Source organism: Rhodococcus sp. 05-2254-6 (genome assembly GCF_002258565.1).
In the GTDB taxonomy this organism is placed as follows: Bacteria; Actinomycetota; Actinomycetes; order Mycobacteriales; family Mycobacteriaceae; genus Rhodococcoides.
In genome coordinates this window covers 29,081-47,865 of the sequence record NZ_NOZF01000134.1, presented here as the reverse complement: position 1 = coordinate 47,865, position 18,785 = coordinate 29,081, and the positions used below count along the sequence as shown (strand labels likewise).

The window sequence follows — 18,785 nt, the reverse complement described above, 5'->3', positions numbered from 1 at the left end:
GCCGACCGGGTCCGCGCCCGACTTCTCGATCACCGGACGATTCACCCGAAGGCAACAGCTTCATTGCGAGGCTAATGCCGCACGTCCGTCTCGCACACGGTGGCATCGACATTGCTCGCTCGGCTGCATGGTGCATCCAGTCGCCATACTCGAGCGAGAACTCCTGCCGGACGTGCCATTGGAATACCGTCGAATTAGGCGTGGATGTACCCGCATGGTGCCAAGCAAGAAGGATTGCCCCGAAAGATGTTCAGCTGCTGAGCTTTCGAGTTTCGACTGCTGCTATTCGAGAGGCTGCAGCACCGACGCCACTGCAGGACTCAGCGGGTGAGGGTGCCAAGGGTCGCGACGGCGAATGCCTGGGCGGCGTGATCCCACTGCCCCAGCAAACCGAGCAGGTTCTCCCCGTCCGCACGATACGACGGCAACTCACGTTCCAGAATCTCCAGAACGCCAGTTCGCAGCTCCGTGTTGAAGTTGATTTTGCCAACGTTCATCGTTGTCGCCCTGACCAGATCGTCTGCGGGGATTCCCGACGCCCCGTGCAAGACGAGTGGTATCGAGGTGCGAGAAGCGACGTTGCGTAGAACGTCCCATCTCAACTGTGGATCGCCGCTGTATCGGCCGTGAACGTTGCCCACTGCAACGGCGAGTAGCTGAGCACCGGTCCGATCCACGAAGTCCGCGACCAACTCCGGATCAGTGAGGCGGGCATCGGACGCCTCGGTGCCGGACGCGACGTGAGCACGGTCCTCGTCGCCGGCAAGACCACCCAACTCTGCCTCCATCACGATGTTGGGGCCGATGAGCTCGCGTGCCGCTCGAACCAACGCAATGTTGTCCTCGTACGCCAGCGAAGAACCGTCTACAAGAACGGAATCGGCTCCCGCCGCCACGGCGGAGGCGATCATCTCCAAGTCTCCTGCGTGGTCCAACTGTATTGCGACAGGAACGCATGCTCCGTCTGCGAGACCTCGAAGCGCCGTTATCAGCCGGCGACCTTGCTCGGTCGCTGCCGATTTGGGGGCGACCAACAACGTCGTTCCGAAGCCGGAGGCCTCCGCAGCCGCAACAACGGCGAGCGCCGTCGTGAAGTCGTAACAGGTGAACGCCGGCACCGCCGACCCATGCGTCAGGCTTGTGGAGACCAGATCATCGAGTCGAGTACGCATCAGAGGACGCCTTCCCAAATCCCGGCAATCGAACCCGGTTTTAGACCTACCCGTAACTTCGTTCCGCGATAAGTGCTCACGCTTGCCCCTCGACTTCTTGGTGGAACTTGCTACTCAGCTTTCGAGTGACGTCGACCAGTGACAGATCGTCGCCGACGTTGCCAGGGAAGACGACGTACGGGATACCCCGGCCGGGCCCCTCGGCTGGCTCCCACAACGAGACAATGCCGGGCAGCATCGGCCCACGAACGATCGCGTGGCGGATCTCCATCCCGTGTGCAGCAACGTCGGAGGATGTAATGCCTCCTTTGGCGATGACAAATCGAGGTGGGAAGGCTTCGAGGGTCCGCTTCACTACAGCAACCACCGCCGCCGAGACGGTACGAGCGATTTCCAGACTTGACGACGGGTCGTCGGTCTTGACGAGCGATCGGCAGGTGTGGACGATGACATCGCTGCCATGCAGGCCATCGACAACATCGGCGACGATAGCGTCGACATAAGGGTTGTCGAGCGCCTGGCGACCGGCAAGCAGTAGTTGCTCGACATCGATTTCGATGACACGAGCCGATCCATGAGCCGCTGTGAGGGCGTTGAGCTGACGTGTGGTGATAGCGACATGCGAGCCCACCACGATCAATCCGCCAGCGTCGGCGGAAGTGTTGCCCGCGTATACATCTTCCGAGACCAGTGCGGAACGAATCTCTTGGCCGATGCGTGCACGGACGAACGGCGGACCGACTCGGTAGAGCAACTTCTTTCCGCGGCGTTCGGCTTCCAGCAGTCCCAACGCCAGCGCTCGAAGGTCGTTCTCGGTGACGACGTCTGCGACGATCGGAGTCGAATTCGATGCAGGCTCGATTGCATCGGCGATAGCTTTGGCCGAGATGAGCGGGTCCTGCGCTGCCGCACCCGCTCGAATCACATTCAAATCCAGAACGATCACGGACTGTGCGGGAAGTCGACCGTCCGACTTCTCTTCGATGTACTCGGGCAACGACGAGTGTACGAAGCCGAAGCTGGCATCGTTGGCGAACTCCGTTTCCCCTACGGGAATCAGTTTTCCGGTCTCGGTGCCCGTAGCGCGCATGTAATGAACTCCACCGATGGTTATCCGCCCTGCGTCGGGAAACGCGGGTACCACCACAACGCCATCGGTGCCATCACCGGTTACTGCGGCCACGGTGGCGGCGATGACGTCGGGCTCAAGCGGAAAATGTCCACGCAGGGTCGAATCACCCCGACTGACGAACGACAGAGTCAAGTCTCCGCCGACGGTGGCCACTGCTGTCAGCGCGTTTCGTACCGCCTCCTCGTTCCGAGCAGCGGCCTCTGCCGGGCTCAGGCTGCGAGTGTTGGTCAGTACGTAGACGGCGGGCTTGGTTCCCTCGTCTCGAATGCGGTTGAAGGCCCAGTCGAAATCACTCGGTTCCCAGCTAGTGAGTACCGGTACGTCCCACACGGACTGAGTACCTGTGGGGTCATCGTCAAGAACGACCAACACGCGAGGACTATCTCCGTCGTGCGCAATGTTCTCCGACACTGTCGAGGCCGAAATAGCTACCTCGTCGGGAAAAGCTGACAACACTTCATGTTCGAGCAACACTGCGCACCCCATTGTGACGGTTAGTTCGGTTCCGAGACAGACCAACTGGAATCTGTCAGACGGCCAATTGAGAGACACGTTGAGCCAGGTAGCCAACACCCATCCGCGGACTGGACAACACCGTAACGCCGGTCCTTTCCTGCAATACCTCGGCGAGCCGGTTCATGGAAGCTTGCGCCAGGACGATCAAGTCGACCTTTTCGGCGAGGTTCGTCGCCTGCTCGATGATCAGCGCGTCATGCTTTTCGCGGTCTCCCGCCATCAGAACCGCGAAAGCGCCTTCGCACAACCGCTGCTCGATCTCCACATCGCGGCCGATCTCGACTGCCTTCTTTTCGATCAGATCGGAGGTAGGGCCCAGAGTGGTCGGCACCGTTGCCAGCACGCCGATCCGTCGACCGTCGCTGGCTGCTTGCAATGCCATTGCCTCGTCGATCTTGACCACGGGCGTCCCGACGTTCTGCGCAGCAACGTCCAAAGCCGGGCCGAGCGAAGAGCACGCGGAAAAGATGATGTCGGCACCAGCGGCCTCTGCAGCCTGGGCAAGACGCGTCATTCGCACTTCACTGTTCGGCGAAATTCCCTGTTCACGAACAACTGTGGCCAAAACATCGGAGTCCACGAAATGCATCACCTCTGCACCGGGGATCAACTCGGCGATCAAGTCGTTGATCACAGGTTCGACGGAGACGAAAACGAAACTCGTGTGAAGAATTGCAATCTTTTTGGTCAAGATATCCTCTTTCTTGGTGGCACCTGATTCTGACTCAGCGCGAAGTGGGCGAACAGTTCGTGGGACGACCAGCCATATCCACAGCTCGCGAGGCCGACACCGTGTCGCCCCAGCCAGCGGGCCGGCCGTGACCTCACCAGAAGCGAGATCGGACCGACGGTCGACGCGTTTGCGAAACGACAGGTCCGCGGATACGGGCGACTGCATGGACGCAGTCCGATCGATGTTCGAGCGCGATGCCACGATTCCCTTCGCCTTGGACGTCCGGTAGGTCCACCACCATTAACAGTCATCGGCTATTCGATGTCCAATATCGGTTTGTGATCAGCCATATAGCCTGCCACTATCGACTCGTGATCTACATCACCGCGCAGGTCACGTCGGCCGGCCGCGCGTGATCGCTCAATTCCCTCGCGTACAACATGTTTGACGATCGACGTAGAGTGTAGTCGACCGCCGGGAATCAGCGCGGCCACAGCGCGCCTGACCGACGAGTATTCGACGCCCAGAGCAAGGATCGACATTGGCATCGGCATTGCAAGAACGAACCTGGACCATCCGTCTGCTTATTCTCGCTGTTTCGGCTTCCATCGCAGTGAGCATCATCTATCTCCCGCAGGCGCTAATGACCGCCATGGCAGCGTCGTTCGGTGTCTCGCCGTTGATCACCGGTGCAGTGGCAACCGCGGTGCAACTCGGTTACGCGATCGGAATATTCCTGTTCGTTCCACTTGCCGACCGAGTACATCCCCGGCGACACATCACGATTCAGTCGGCTGCACTCGGCGTGGCACTGGCATGTTGCGCCGTGATGCCCAACGTCGTTGCGCTCGCTGTCAGCTTCTTCGCGGTAGGGCTAGTAGCAAACATTGCGCAGGTCCTCATCCCGGTGGTGGGCAAATTAGCTCCAGGTGACAAACGCTCCACGGCGACCGGGACCATGGTCGGCGCTCTTCTGGTCGGGGTCTTCGGTGGCCGAATCGTCGCCGGCCTGCTGGTCGACTCGATCGGATGGCGGCTCGTCGTAGCTGGTTTCGCTGCGACGATCCTCTGCACCATCCCGGTTACCAGGCGAATTCTGAAGGTGCAGTGGGTAACTCCCGCCCCCGGCAGTAAGTACCGCACGCTTCTGGCAGACACTTTGAAGCTCACCGCGCGTAGTCCCGAACTCGTCGAATCCTCGTGCATACAATTTTTCGCGTTCGCGACGTTCAACATGTTCTGGACGGTCAGCGTGATACATCTGACGTCGGAGACCCACGGCTGGTCCGTGGCATCCGCGGGGCTCTTCGGACTGGTCGGGCTCGCTGCGGTTGTGTTCACCCCACTGTTCGGTCCAGTCATCGACCGATTCGGATCTCTTGCAGTGATCGGAGTGAGCCTACCAATCCTGTTGTGCGCGTGTGTATCTGTCGCATTCGACTCCAATCACATCGCACTGTTTGCCGTGTCGCTGTTCGTCGTGACAGCCTGCAACCAATCGCTGCAAGCGGCGAACCAGACGAGGGTGCTCTCTGCAAACGAACAGTACGAAGCGCGAGCCAACACCATGTTCATGGTCGCCGTCTTCGCGGGCGGTTCGACGGGCGCTGTCCTCGCACCTCTTGCGTACGGGCTCGGCCGCATGCCTGCCGTCGCGGTGATCGCAGCGATACTCATCGTGCTCGATATCGCAGTGTGGTCCGCGGTCCGCGCGCGTCACAAGCGACGCACCGCAGGCCCATCGAGCGATCTGGAGCTGGTCGACGAGTCGACCAGCTCCAGATAGTCCAATACGATTGACAGGCAGCTTATTTCAGTGGAAGGACCGGCCACCATCGGTCGCAAGCGCTGAGCCTGTGACGTATGACGACTCCGAGCTGGTCAAAAAGAGAATCGACCGAGCAATTTCGATCGGCTCAGCCAATCGGCCCAGCGCATAGTTCCCAACGTTGTTTCGGTGTCCGTCTGCCATCGCGGTGTCCACCATCCCAGGGCACACACTGTTGACTCGCACTGTCGGTGCAAGCTCTGCGGCGAGAACGCGGGTCAGGTTCAACACTCCGCCCTTGGAGGCGGCATATGCGGTGTATCCGGGAGCATTGGGTAGCAAACCTTGCGCTGACGCGATGTTCACAATCGTCGCGGTCTCCTCCTTCTGCAGCCAGGGGATACAACTACGCAGAACTATGTACGCACCGGTCAAATTGACCTCTAGCACGTGCCGCCAGTCACCCGCTGTGACATCGGATGCTAAGCCGCGAAACATAATTCCAGCGGCGTTGACTACACCGTCGATGCCGCCCAGCGCAGTGGCCGCCCGATCGACTGCGTCCGTGACCGCCTCCTCGTCCGTGATGTCGACTGCGTAACCGGTTCCGCCGGTGAGTTCGGCAGACTGCAGTACGCCATGTTCGTCACGATCCAGTAGCGCGAGCGAAGCACCCTCACTAGCGAAGAGCTGGGCAGTCGATTTTCCGATCCCCGACGCCGCGCCGGTCACAACGATTCTGCGCCCGAGCAGTCGTTGCCCAGGCGTCGTCAGATGAGCTTCCATGGTTTCCAAAGGCGTCATGATGCCGCGTCTCCCTCTTTCGTATTCCGATCTCAACAATCAACGAACCGACTCAGCGCATCACGAAAGCATTGGATGGTGCACCGTCGTCGGTGGAGATAACAATGCTTTTGGTATCGAGATATCCGTCCACGGCTTCGATTCCGTGTTCGCGACCCAAACCGGACTGTTTGGTACCGCCGAATGGAACCATGTAGCTGTACGTACGGTAGGTGTTCACCCACACGGTGCCGACGTCGAGGGCCTTCGACATTCGTAGCGCGCGCCCGACGTTTTCGGTCCACACGCCAGCCACGAGGCCATACGCCACGTCGTTACCGAGGGCGATCGCGTGCTTCTCGTCCTCGAATTCGATGATCGAAAGGATGGGGCCGAACACCTCCTCCTGCGCGATCCGCATGTCGTTAGTGACGTCTGTATAGATTGTCGGCTCGATGAACTGACCACCGGTTAGATCCGAGCCACTGGCCGGCTTTCCGCCGAGAAGGCAACGAGCGCCCTCGGCGTTCGCAATGTCGATGTAGTCCAGTACTTTTCGGTACTGCGGTGGCGTAGCGATGGGGCCCACATTGGTCAGTGGATCGTTCGGATCGCCGAGTCGGATGCTGCGGGCAATCTCCACCAACTTTTCAGTGAACGCGTCCTTGATGGAACTGTGGACGAGCAACCTCGACCCGGCGGAACACATCTGGCCCGAAGCACCGAAAATCCCCGAGACCACTCCTGTCGCAGCCTTGTCCAGATCCGCATCCTCGAACACGATGTTCGGTGATTTTCCGCCCAGTTCGAGCGACACGCGCTTCATCGTGCGGGCGGCGCTCTCGTATACCTGCGCCCCGGTCGTATCGGACCCGGTAAAGGTAATCTTCGCGACATTGGGATGTTCCACGAGCGCCGAGCCGACGTCCGGGCCGAGTCCTGTCACAACATTGAACACACCGGCAGGGAACCCGGCCTGCCTGGTCAGCTCGGCGAACTCCAATGTGCTGGCAGAAGCGAATTCCGACGGCTTCACGATCACTGTGCACCCGGCGGCCAGAGCCGGCGCACACTTGACCGCCGCGAACCACAGCGGCGAATTCCACGCAGTGAGAGCTGCGACAACCCCGATCGGCTCTCGGTACGTGAAAGCAACCGAATCGGACTTCTCTATGGGAATTGTAGATCCCTGAATTTTGTCAGCAAACCCGGCGTAGTAGTACCAAACCTCAGCAAGCGACGCCAACTGTCCGTTGACTTCAGCGAGAAGCTTTCCGTTGTCACGAACCTCGACGGCTGCCAAGTGAGCGGCGTTCGCGAGGACGAGATCACCCAACCGGCGCATGATCTTCCCGCGCGCCGATGCCGACATCGACGACCACGGTCCATCCGTCATCGCGCGGCGCGCTGCCGATACCGTCCGTGTGACATCGTTCTGATTACCGAGAGGGATCTGTGCCCACGCTTCACCTCGATAAGGATCGACGGTGTCGGTCCATTTCCCTCCGTCGGGGTCGACCCAATCTCCGTCGACGAACAGCTGATACTTCTTCATAGTCGGTTCCCTTCGTGCGATTTGTCATGCGAGAAATGCCCATGCGAGTTCGATCACAGCGCAGGTCGAGCTCCGGCTGCACCGTGCACTGTGGCGGCAACTCCGTCGGTCGTGTATTCGGCCAGCTCGATGTGACGGCCCTCGTCGAGATTGGACACCGCGTATACGGATCCGACAATCACTGCCAAAGTGAACACCATCACCAAGCTTGTGCCACCTACGGCGGCGAGAGCTGCTGCAACGAATGGTGCCGGGGCCGAGAAGATCAGGTTGGCGAACGTATGCGACATGGCAGCGCCTGAGAAGCGCACCTCGGTCGGAAACTGCTCCGCGAACAGTGCAGGCTGAGCGCCGCTGAGGAATTGAATGGAGCACAAGACCAAGGTCACTATCAAGCCTGTGACGAGTGCGTTCGCGCTGGCAAGGGTGAAGAAGAGCAAGATTCCGGCGAAGCAGCTTGCAAGTCCGATGTAGAAGACTTTTCTACGTCCGATGCGGTCACACACCCATCCACCGGCGATCGAGAAGAGGATCGATACGCCGTTGGCAGTCATCAGGATCACGAACGCCGTCTGCGAGGACATCCCCGTCTCACTCGGAAGGTAGCTCAGCCCGTACACCGCGATCAAGTAGAAACTAAGTGACGAACCGCCCCAGGCCAGAGTCAGCATGAACACCTTGCGGGGGTGCGTCTTCAAGACCGACAGTCCGGCACTGCGCGACTTCTCGATCTTTTGCTCGACAGTACTGTTGACGACGAACGCCGGGGTTTCCTCGAGCTTCGTTCGAATGAAGACAGCTACGACGACGATGAGGATGCTGCCGAGGAACGGCACCCGCCAACCCCACGACTCGAATTGCTCCTGGCTGAGTGTTGCACTGAGAACGACCAAGGCGAGGTTCGCGAGTACCTGACTGACCGGCGAGCCAACGATGATGAACGAGCCCAGTAGTCCTCGCCGGCTCTTGTCGCCGTGTTCCATCGTCATGAGTTGGTTTCCGATGGCTTCGCCGCCCAACGAGAATCCTTGAACGAACCTGAGACCCACGAGCACAGCGGCAATACCGAACCCCTGTCCCGTCGGCAAAAAACCTATCAGGATCGACGAGCCGCCCATGAGAATCAGCGTGGCGAACAAAACGGGCTTACGCCCATGTCGATCACCGAGATGGCCGAATACCACCGCACCTACCGGTCGTGCGACGAACCCGACGCCGAACGTCGCGAACGACGCCAGGAGCGCACCAGTGGACCCCAGACTGTGGAAGAACAGGACCGGGAACAGTGTTGCGGCGAGAGCGCCGTACACGGCAAAATCGAAATACTCCAGAGCAGACCCCAGCGTGCCACTCACGACGGCGCGAGTCTCCATCGTTCTGGGATGCGTACGCGCGGCCGGGATAGGAACCGCCGACTCCGGTTGACTACCTGTGGTCACTTCATTCTCCGAATCTCTCCATTGAGTCGCCAGGCGGTCACTGCGGTGGACCGGGGCCTGAACGTCCCGATGCGGAATAGCTGATCAGGTTTTGGTATCGATGTTGCTTCGATCACAACTCCCCTGATCCCATTAACCCCTGTCCGTAGACCCACGTCCAATACCGACATCCGAACACCCAGATAGCCACTTCCTATTGCCCGCGTATCTTCGCGATGCTTCTTGACCCGACGTTTCATATATGAAACTATTCGGAAATCACGACGACTACCGCGAAAGTTGGGCTAGGAAATTGAGCGCAGAAGCACAGGATCAGAAGTACCGAGCGCCCGCCCTGGCGAAGGGTCTCGACATTCTCGAGCTTCTCGCTTCAACCGAAGACGGTCTTGCTCAGGCCGAAATCGGTAAGCAACTGGGAAGAACGACATCTGAGATCTTCCGAGTTCTGATGGTGCTGCGCGAGCGAGACTACGTCCAGGTCGATGAAGCCGACCGATACCGACTGACGACAAAGTTGTTCGAGATGGCGCACCGCACCCCTACCATTCAGCGTCTCACTGCAATTGCAGGGAGCGAGATGCAAAAGCTTGCCAATCGTATCGGCCAGAGCATTCACCTCTGCATCCTTCATTCTGGTCAATTACTCGTCGTCGCTCAGGTCGATTGCCCCGATACCAACGTGCACACCGTTCGGCTGGGTGCGCTCATTCCGATCGATAATTCCGCATCCGGCCGGGTACTTGCCTCGCAAATGGATCCCGGCGACCTCGAAATTTTACTTACCCTTGCCGGGCCCGGTGACAATGACCAACGCACCAGGTTTCTAGCAGATCTCGCCCAGGTACGGGCAGCAGGCTATTGTCAAGGCAGATCCCTTACGATCGAAGGTATCACCAACATTTCTGCACCTGTCTTCGACTTCACCGGCAATGCCGTGGCTGCGATGACTACCCCGTTCATACACCGACTGACGGGAACCGGAAATGTAGATCCAGACCATGCTCGGTCGTTGTTGGTACAGACTTGCGAAAGCCTTTCCCGCAGAATGGGAGCTGGAGCAAGCTGGAAACACTGACCTTTAATCGGATACCGATTCAACTAAATCCGCTCACCTCCGCTGCGCCTTTTCGATCCGGTTACTGCGCGAGGAGTCTCGCTGCGGAACCTTGACGAAAAGCAATAGAACGAAGGCGAGAGATAGTGCAACCAACGGGACGCTCATTCCGACGATGATGTCGCCGGGGGTCGCGATCTTACCGATGAGGAACGGTCCGAAAAATCCGCCTGCGGAGGCGAGCGAGTTTATCACTGCAATACCGACAACGGCTTGGCGCTTGGTCAGAACCTCGCTGATCAAGGCCCAATACGTCGGAATGTTCCCGATGACGCCGCATGCAAGCAGTATCAATCCGATCATCCCCAACAGCGGCGAGTCTCGGAAGACACCCGTTGTGACAAGACCTACTATCGCAGTGGCAAAGCAGAGCAGAACAATCGGCTTTCGTCGACCGCTAATATCGGCGTACCGAACCAAGAGCAACATCACGATGGCACCGCAGACGTACGGAATAGCTCCGTAAATTCCGATGCTGGTGGGTGAATATTGCGGATTCAGCTGGGACACAACCTGCGGGAGAAAGAACGTCATGCCGTACGTGGCAACTCCGGCAAGGGCATTGATGAGTCCGAGGTAGAGAACCTTGCGATTCTTCAGTGTCTTGAGCTCGCTCGAGTGCTCCTGATCGTCGTCCGGCATTGCCGCGTACTCGTCCGCAATCGAAGTCTCCAGCCAATTTTTCTCATCGTCGTTGAGCCACTTCGCTTTATTCGGACGGTCCGCCAACGTCAGCAAGATCCACACTCCGAGCAGTACGGGGGGCAAACCTTGCAGAATGAAGATCCAGCGCCACGAACTGAGCCCGAACCATTCGACGTGATCGAGAATTAGCCCACCGCTGAGGCTACCGACGATGAGGGCGAACGGCATTGCAAGTGCCATCACACCTATCGCGCGGCCGCGATCGTTGTTGAGGAACCAAAACGTCAAAAACAGAATCAGCCCCGGGAACAACCCCGCTTCAGCGATGCCGAGCAAAATTCGTGCGACGTACAGTTGGGTAACGGAGTGTACAAATCCGGTTGCAACAGTGACCAAGCCCCAGGTAATCGCGATCCGCGCCAGCCATACCCTCGCACCGACCCGAGCAAGGATGATATTGCTCGGAACTTCCAAGAGCACGTAAGCGAGAAAGAAAATTGCCGCAATTGCACCGTAGGTTGCCACATCGATGCCGAGCTCACTACCCATCGTGAGTTGGGCATAGCTGATCGATGAACGATCCATATAGTTGAACGCATACAGCAGAAAGACAATCGGCAGGATCGTCTTGCGTACTTTTCTGACAACGGCCTTGCCGTCGACCGGCGAACTTACCGGCTGAGGATTTGAAGTCACCGCGCTACCTCCATCTTGATTGGACCAGAATGGTTTGAACAGGAATTTAGGAAATCAATACTTCTACGACAACGACCGCTCAGCGAACGAGCTCGATGATTTCGGTCAGGTTGTTGCACTCCTCCAACCCCCAGAGCAGGGTCGTCACGCGGTCGATGTCATCCGTCGGTAATGGCCGAATAGACACACGTGCACAGTCATCGAACTTCTTGGCCAGCTCTTCTACAGTCATCGGTCGCTCCGGCGTGCCTGGAACATCGGAACCCCGGCGGGTAAAGATTTGTCCGTTTCGAAGTTGCACCTCAACTTTGCCATCCGGCAATTTCAGATCCCAGTTGAGTTCGGCATCCTGTACCGGAACCACCTTGCTCGCCACCGAAAGGACTTCAGCATCTTTCAAAGTGTCAATAGAGAAGTCGGACAGAAGCATCGATCCCTTCACCAGTGCTACTGCGACTGTGAACGGTAGCGAGAACTTAGCGTCCATCATGGTTTGAGGTGCTTGTCGAGCGTGGAGTGGGAGAGCCATCCGTTCTGCGAAGTTGCCCACGTACACTCTGACCTCGGCGATGTCGGCAGCGTCGAAGGGGTTTTCGCGTACCAGCTCGATTGCGGCATGAATGTATGTGTGCGCGTTTCCGACCGCTGGCCAGTACTTGTACGTCATGCCTTCGCTCAGGTAGTCGACTCCCAGGCCCGCAAGCATTTTCGCACGGTCGAAATTGCCACCGAAGTAGACATTGAAAATTCCGGCCTCCCCCTCGAAGAGGTTCTGCATTCCATGCATACCCTTCCCTGCCAGGAGAGTTGCATTCACACAGCTTTGAGCAATGAATCCCGCGTACAGACCACGGACATCGCTACCGACACCGAATATCTGCTCCATGGTGCCGCCCGCGGTGAGGCTCGAGATGCCCAACGAGTGGGCTATTTGCTCTGCGGTCAGCCCCATCAAGGAGCCACAGGCGGCAGTGCCCGAGTACGTCCCGACGACACTCGACAGATTCCAGTCCATGTTCCATCCGACATTGCAACGGAGCCGGATGAACAACTCTTGCCCGATCGCCACCGCAGTGATGAGGTCCTTGCCGGTCACGGAGCCCTTGCGTTCGGCCAGAGCGAGGAGAGCCGGCACAAGTGAGCTGTCCGGGTGCGCACCCCACGGAGTCTGACTGTCGTAGTCGAGACCGTGTGCGAGAGTGCCGTTCGCGAAGGCCGCGGCCGCGGCGGGGACGCGGCCACCAAAGCCGAGGATGCTTGCTTCTTCCTTACCACCCGCATCGGTGACAAGCTCGACGATCGGTCTGACAGCGGGCTCCATTCCACTTGCGCCCAGAATTACTCCAATTGTGTCGAGAATGCTCTTCTTGGCGGCCTCGACCGCGCCAAGCGGCAAGTCCACATATCGGGTGTTTGCAGCGAACTCTGCAAGGTCCTGAGAGAGGTCACGATTCGTCATCGTCAGTTTTCTCCAATTAAGTGATTGGTGTTTTCGGGTTATCGGGGTGGCCGTTTCGACGGCAATGCAGATCTCGAAACAGCAGGCCGCCGATACAAAGTGTCGGTGGTGACCAAGCACCACCACTTCTGTGCCCCTAGAGGCAAGCGGTCTGTCCGCCGTCCACCGAAACGACTGAGCCCGTCATGAAGCTGGCGTCATCGCTGAGCAGAAAAACGATCGCCGCCGCAATTTCTTCGGGATAACCGATTCGACCAATTGGATGTTTTGCGTTGATCGGTGCAGCCTTCACCGGGTCGTTCATCATGTAGTCGGTGAGCGGTGTTCTGGTCATTCCGGGGGCCACCGCATTGACGCGTATCCCTAACGGTCCCAACTCAGGGCACATCGATTTCGTGATTCCGGAGATCGCGAACTTAGACGCGACGTACGAGAGCCGGTTCGGCACACCGAGAATGCCTGCCCCTGAGGAGATATTCACGATCGCCCGCGGTCCCTGGGCGTCCTTCACGGCCAGCACGAAGGCCTGGCACATGTTTATTGTGCCGTCAAGATTGACAGACATGATCTTGCGATGCGCCTCAGGGTCAAGGTCGACGATTGTTCCTGCACCGGTGATTCCGGCGCAATTGACGAGCCCATTGATACCGCCGAGCTTCTGTCGCGTCGTGTCGAGAAGATTCACGGCTGCGGCGTGGTCGCAGACATCCAGCACCGCTCCGTGCACGCGGTCTGCGTTGGACACGTTGGCGATTGCCGCGTCTACCGCCTCCTGCGTCACGTCCACGACGACAACGGTCGCACCCTCGTCGATCAACCGAGCCGAGGTCGCGGCACCAATTCCGCTACCCGCGCCTGTCACAACGACAGTCCGTCCTTCAAATCGCAACATCACTCAATCTCCTACTGATCGGCAGAGGCGCTCAAGCTCACACCTGACGTTGGATGTGATGAGACGCACTTTCGTACATGAAAGAGCGTTTCATATATAGAGGATGCCGTCAAGGCCCGTGAACCCTCCGGCTGGGGCGGTCGCTTCAGATCGAGAACCACGACCAGCGCCAGCAGGTCGACTGGGCAGAGGTCCCGCGCTTGCCGGCACTGGCGTTGTAGGGCAGCTCGTTTCGGCAAATCCGTCGGGGTCGACAACAATCGGCGAGTTCTCCTGGGGTTGGCATAAGCCGACTTCGGTCAGGCAACGATGACGATGCAGTTATGCGCCTGAACCACATCGAGGACCATCGGTGACGTCCGGTATTCACCCCAGCCCGGGTTACACGGCCTCGCTGACATTTCAAGCTGTCTCTCAACAACGCGAAGAATCCACAGCGACGGCCGCGAAGCCTCGGTCCGGGGTACGCATCCGGGCGAACCGGATCCGTTCTGCCCCGCCTCCCCCCGGGAACACAGCGCAGCTGCGGGCGGACTCGAGCGGCGGTCGCAACGTGCCTGATACCTGCGAATATGCGTGTTGATTCACCCGGTTTCTCACGTCAGGTTCGGATGCCGCTCTGGTCACTGCGTAGCACTGGTGTGCGGCCGCGGTCGACGCCTCGGTCGAGAGGCCGATTCTTGTCGTTCGAGGAACTGGAGTTCATCGCCAACGGCGTCCGGGACGAGTGGACAATGCCCGCCATCGCGCCGCGCCTGGACCCAGCAGCGCCGATCCTGATTCGAGAATTCGAACAGCACAGCTATTCAGTGGTCCTCGCAAGGATCACCGGGCCCAGCGTGCTGCCCGTAAGTCAGTCACAACCCAAAATCTCGTAGCTGGCATCGACCAGCTGCTTCGGGAACGGGTGCAGGTGCTTCTCGAATGGAGAACTCGCCGAGCAGATCTCGGCGACATTGAGGAAGGAAGTTCCCCACTCGGCGAAGGTGCGTGCATCGCACGAAACGATCTACCGAACCCGCTATGGTCAAAGTGAAGCCGGAAGCCCAAGGAGCTGCGCAGGCAATCCCCTGACGGGCGAACCTGTGAAACTTACGCACGTGCGTACCACCGAGCGCGAATCCCGCGGATGCTCAACATCTCCGACCAGCCCGCCGATGTCGCCGATCGAAGCGTTCCCGGCCACTAGGAGGATGATCTGATCATCGAGACCAAGGGCGGGTCGACGATCTGGACGCAAGTGGTGATGTTTGTGTATTGCCCATCGCTTATTCGGCGTCGTGGGTCAATGATGCGATGAGGGCAAAGATCGCGGAACTGCCTGCGAACCTGGACCCTTCGCTTGGCAGGGATCAGGGTCGGGGAGATGGCCAGATATGCCGAGATCAAAATCGCCACGGGAGCGCAGATCCAGTTCTGCGATCCGCACTCCCCGTGGCAGAGGGGCACCCACGAGAACACCAACGGTCTGCTCCGTCAGTACGTCAAAAAGGTACCGACCTGTCAGCGCACGACCCCGAGCGATCCGACGTGGTCGCGGTCCTACTGAACCCCCGCACCCGCGCAGCCCTGGGATGGGCTACTCCGTTCGAGGAGCAGGAGAGACGAGGGCTCGTTGCGACCACCACATGAACGCGTCGCGCTTCCCGCACCAGATCGACGCGCCGGTCGTCAGTGGATTATCGGACAAAGCTTTCGCTGAAGAATTGTGAAATCTTGTCGAACGGGATGAGGTCTGTGCGATCGTAAAAGTCGATGTGTCGAGCGCCAGGGACCACGACAAGCTCCTTCGGCTCGGCAGCCTGCTCGTAGACTGTGTCACTGAAGTATCGAGAGTGAGCATGCTCGCCTGTGATCAACAGGATCGGCCGCGGCGAGATGTCCGGCAAATGAGCCAACGCGCCAAAGTTGATGTGCGAGGGACTACTTGTGACAGTGAATCCGCCGATCGACCGAGGGTGGCGACCGCGGTCGGTCACGTAGTACTCGTGGAATTCCGCCGTGACCGGATCGACGGCGTCGGGATTGAACTCGGAGGGAAAGACCGGCGTCAGCGCCGGCTCACCTGAATCTACGTCCAACCAGCGCTGCGCGGCGATGGCTTGCAGTGCTGCCCGACGCTCCTGGTCGGTTTGGGAGTCGAGCCATCCGCCTCGCGCGATGCGGTTGATGTCGTATAACGCGGAAGTTGCAACAGCTTTGATTCGAGGGTCGACCTGGGCTGCGTTCAGCGCGAAGCCCCCACTTCCGCAAATGCCGACAGCACCGATTCGGTTGCGGTCGACGTAGCCGAGCGATCCCAGATAGTCGACTCCTGCACTGAAATCCTCAGCAAAGATTTCGGCCGACGACGCGTGCCGTGATTCACCGCCGCTTTCCCCATTGAAGGAGGGATCGAATGCAAGGGCGACGAACCCGCGTCTGGCGAGTTCATTGGCGTACACACCGGGGCTCTGCTCTTTCACTCCACCATAAGGCGGTCCGATCACGATTGCCGATTGCGGAACCGACCTGTCGACGTCCTTCGGCGTGTACAGGTCGGCGGCGATGACGATCCCGTATCGGTTCTTGTACCGAACGGGAGTTCGCGTGACCTCGGTCGATGGAGAGAACGTGAGATCGCCTTCTTCTTGTGCCATGGCGACTAGAGCTCCTTCTTGATCGGGTTCCGATCAGCCAGACCCGACTGACCAGCGATAGTGAACGAGCAAGCGTGGTTTCGAGTGGGGAGGCAGGCCGGGACTACGGGGGGGTGCCCGACACACCCCGCTGATACGAAGCTCGCCGTGTTGTGGACAGGTGGACGAGGTAGAAAACAGATTTGCCGTGCAGAGCTTTCTGACGACGCGGCGGGCTCGTTTAGGCTCCGAGGACGTTGACTCCGTGCTGGTGCGGGGCTACGCCGCGACGAGGTCGCAGTCTCGGCTGGGGTGAGGATCGAGTGGCATAGCCGGCTGGAAAGTGCACACATGAACCGTATGTCGGATGAAGCAGATGTCTACCGATCGATGAAGTTGACGCTAATATCCCGACAGAATTCCTCGCCGAGGCGGACCGTTATTAGGTCACGGCGTCCGCATCATTCCTGCGGACCGTTCCGGATTGCTTGACATCGATTGTCCACGTTCCAGACGCATACGAACCTACCCGCACATGATCATCGTCCAGGACCAGAATATCCCCGCCTTGCATTAGGCGAACGAGGCATGTCATCGGGTAGCAGTCTGCTGCCCCATCGCTGATCACGTGGATACAGCTGCGGTTCGGACCCGAGCCGTAACGCCCTGAGACCTGACAGTCTTCTGCGATCGTTCCTCTCGTGTTCGTGGTCATTCAGCTGCTTTCGAGATCGTGTGAGTATCGGCTGACGGTCGGAGATCGGACTTCCAAGAACGACCTCGGACCAATTTGACAGCTTTCCTAGAGCCAAGTCCAGTATCGAAAGGCAATACGACTTATAGGCAAAAAGAGTAACTTCTCCTTGACGTCGGTCTCCGTGCGGTGCTGCAGGATAGAGTCCGCTGTGCAACGGCAGCTTCACCTTGCGCCCGAAGGGGGTGGGACCATCGGACCGAGGTCTCCATCGGGAGCCACATCCAGGTCCATCAGCACTGGGGCGTGGTCGCTGGGTCGTGATCCTTTTCGGGCACCGCGATCTACCCAGGCCGCACACACGCGTTGTGCCACAGGAGCACCCGACAGGATGATGTCGTAACGCACCCCAAGATTCTTGTGAAACATTCCGGCTCGATAATCCCAATAGGTGAACACACGCTCGTCAGGCCACCGCTGACGTACCACATCGTGCAACCCCAAAGACGTCAGTCGCAGAGCGACAGCGGCTTCTTCTTCGGTAGCCGCCACGCCGACCTCGAAGGCCTCGGGTCCGTACACATCAAGCAGAGACGGCGAGACATTCAGGTTGCCTGCCAGCACCACCGTATCCGGACCAGTTGCAACCAGTTCGCACAAGGCAGCCAGCCATTCGAGCCTGTAACGATGTTTGGGAGACGCATCGCCAGGCCCGCTGGGAACGTACAGAGAATGAAAGCTCACCCCGGCACACGTAGCCATGACGGCCCTACCTTGCGAACCCGCCAATCCCGATGCAACGTCATCGAGTCCGACACGAGAGAGGAGGGCTACGCCGTTTCGCCCACCCTCCCCTGTATGCGAGTACCCGTATCCACGTTCAGACAAATCGACGTCGAGCAAATTTGCAAAATCAGTATCCGAGACCTTGGTTTCCTGCAAGCAAACTACATCGGGTCGCCGCAAATCGAGCCAATCGACGAACTGAGTTCGTCGTTGCCTGATGGAATTGACGTTCCATGTGCTCACACGAATTTCTGTTCACCTCACCAAAGTTGCATTGCCGTCTTCTCGTCGAGTTGATGGGTGAACCCTAGTGCACTTTCGCATCCGACAATCGATCCATCACCGAGCGGACTGCCCAGATTCATTCGACTCACGTCGTACCGCGACGAGAATCCTGTTCGGTACCGATCCGAGGGCCGAACCGTCCACGACTGCAACCCAGGCGGATAGCTACCCGATGCCGCCGAACACAGCCTTCGCAACGCTGCACGTCGTCGTCGACGGCACCTAACGACCACCGGCACTCGTTACACGTACGCCTAGACGCAACCATCTTCTGCTCCGTCATGGTCTTGACCCGAAACGGCATACCCGTATTAGTTGATTCCAGCTCGAGTCCCCAGGCCACGCTAAGCGATCCGTTTCGCTACGGCGTCTGGCCATTGGAACACGAAGTACAGGGCACCCCGCGCCGGGGCTGGTTAAAACGCGTGGGACAGTCTCTGTCATCGAGTACCAGCTCGAGATCTCGAGGCACCGTGGTCGCGGGCAAGAGCTTCTGCATCAGTCTGAATTGCTGAGATCAATAAGCGGTATCGAGTTTCGATATTGGACTTGACTCGC

The 18,785-nt window shown here is 58.9% G+C and carries 14 protein-coding genes; 3 read left to right on the top strand and 11 right to left on the bottom strand.

Annotated features, from left to right (window positions below):
* Positions 1–320 precede the first annotated feature (320 nt).
* From CH256_RS16850 to CH256_RS16840, 3 genes are all read right to left on the bottom strand, one after another.
* Positions 321–1,172, bottom strand: coding sequence for a class II fructose-bisphosphate aldolase (locus CH256_RS16850; protein WP_037189060.1), 852 nt, complete (start codon positions 1,170–1,172; stop codon positions 321–323).
* 76 nt (positions 1,173–1,248) lie between these two features.
* Positions 1,249–2,790, bottom strand: a complete 1,542-nt coding sequence (locus CH256_RS16845; RefSeq protein WP_218829147.1) for a four-carbon acid sugar kinase family protein — start codon at positions 2,788–2,790, stop codon at positions 1,249–1,251.
* A 43-nt stretch (positions 2,791–2,833) separates the two neighbouring features.
* On the bottom strand, positions 2,834–3,454 hold the full coding sequence (locus CH256_RS16840; protein WP_218829146.1) for an aspartate/glutamate racemase family protein: 621 nt from the start codon (positions 3,452–3,454) through the stop codon (positions 2,834–2,836).
* A 580-nt stretch (positions 3,455–4,034) separates the two neighbouring features.
* Here CH256_RS16840 and CH256_RS16830 point away from each other — a divergent pair.
* Positions 4,035–5,279: an MFS transporter gene (locus tag CH256_RS16830; protein ID WP_217903139.1), complete on the top strand. Its 1,245-nt coding sequence runs from the start codon at positions 4,035–4,037 to the stop codon at positions 5,277–5,279.
* Positions 5,280–5,306: 27 nt separating this feature from the next.
* Here the strand turns inward: CH256_RS16830 and CH256_RS16825 are convergent, their stop codons facing one another.
* Genes CH256_RS16825 through CH256_RS16815 form a run of 3 tightly spaced genes read right to left on the bottom strand, consistent with a single transcriptional unit; the run spans position 5,307 to position 9,038 of the window.
* Positions 5,307–6,065 (bottom strand): SDR family NAD(P)-dependent oxidoreductase, encoded by a 759-nt coding sequence (locus CH256_RS16825; RefSeq protein WP_052047445.1) that lies wholly within the window; start codon positions 6,063–6,065, stop codon positions 5,307–5,309.
* A 52-nt stretch (positions 6,066–6,117) separates the two neighbouring features.
* A complete protein-coding gene (locus tag CH256_RS16820; protein WP_037189056.1) occupies positions 6,118–7,599 on the bottom strand; it encodes an aldehyde dehydrogenase in 1,482 nt (493 codons plus the stop codon).
* 53 nt (positions 7,600–7,652) lie between these two features.
* A complete protein-coding gene (locus CH256_RS16815) occupies positions 7,653–9,038 on the bottom strand; it encodes an MFS transporter (protein ID WP_141216754.1) in 1,386 nt (461 codons plus the stop codon).
* 241 nt (positions 9,039–9,279) lie between these two features.
* Between CH256_RS16815 and CH256_RS16810 the strand changes: the two genes are divergently transcribed.
* Positions 9,280–10,113 (top strand): IclR family transcriptional regulator, encoded by an 834-nt coding sequence (locus tag CH256_RS16810; protein WP_082323550.1) that lies wholly within the window; start codon positions 9,280–9,282, stop codon positions 10,111–10,113.
* Positions 10,114–10,146: 33 nt separating this feature from the next.
* Here the strand turns inward: CH256_RS16810 and CH256_RS16805 are convergent, their stop codons facing one another.
* The 3 genes from CH256_RS16805 to CH256_RS16795 form a co-directional block, all read right to left on the bottom strand.
* The gene (locus tag CH256_RS16805; protein WP_037189054.1) at positions 10,147–11,493 is read right to left on the bottom strand and encodes an MFS transporter; all 1,347 of its coding nucleotides are present in this window, start codon (positions 11,491–11,493) and stop codon (positions 10,147–10,149) included.
* A 79-nt stretch (positions 11,494–11,572) separates the two neighbouring features.
* Complete coding sequence (locus tag CH256_RS16800; RefSeq protein ID WP_037189052.1) at positions 11,573–12,952, bottom strand: MmgE/PrpD family protein; 1,380 nt, start codon at positions 12,950–12,952, stop codon at positions 11,573–11,575.
* Positions 12,953–13,088: 136 nt separating this feature from the next.
* The gene (locus tag CH256_RS16795; RefSeq protein ID WP_094670081.1) at positions 13,089–13,844 is read right to left on the bottom strand and encodes an SDR family NAD(P)-dependent oxidoreductase; all 756 of its coding nucleotides are present in this window, start codon (positions 13,842–13,844) and stop codon (positions 13,089–13,091) included.
* 1,366 nt (positions 13,845–15,210) lie between these two features.
* On the opposite strand from CH256_RS16795, the gene CH256_RS16785 reads away from it, so the two are divergent.
* On the top strand, positions 15,211–15,393 hold the full coding sequence (locus CH256_RS16785) for a hypothetical protein (RefSeq protein ID WP_052047443.1): 183 nt from the start codon (positions 15,211–15,213) through the stop codon (positions 15,391–15,393).
* A 130-nt stretch (positions 15,394–15,523) separates the two neighbouring features.
* On the opposite strand, the gene CH256_RS16780 is transcribed toward CH256_RS16785, so the two are convergent.
* On the bottom strand, positions 15,524–16,483 hold the full coding sequence (locus CH256_RS16780) for an alpha/beta hydrolase (RefSeq protein WP_037189049.1): 960 nt from the start codon (positions 16,481–16,483) through the stop codon (positions 15,524–15,526).
* An 898-nt stretch (positions 16,484–17,381) separates the two neighbouring features.
* A complete protein-coding gene (locus CH256_RS16775; RefSeq protein WP_306438722.1) occupies positions 17,382–18,185 on the bottom strand; it encodes an exodeoxyribonuclease III in 804 nt (267 codons plus the stop codon).
* Positions 18,186–18,785: the final 600 nt, after the last annotated feature.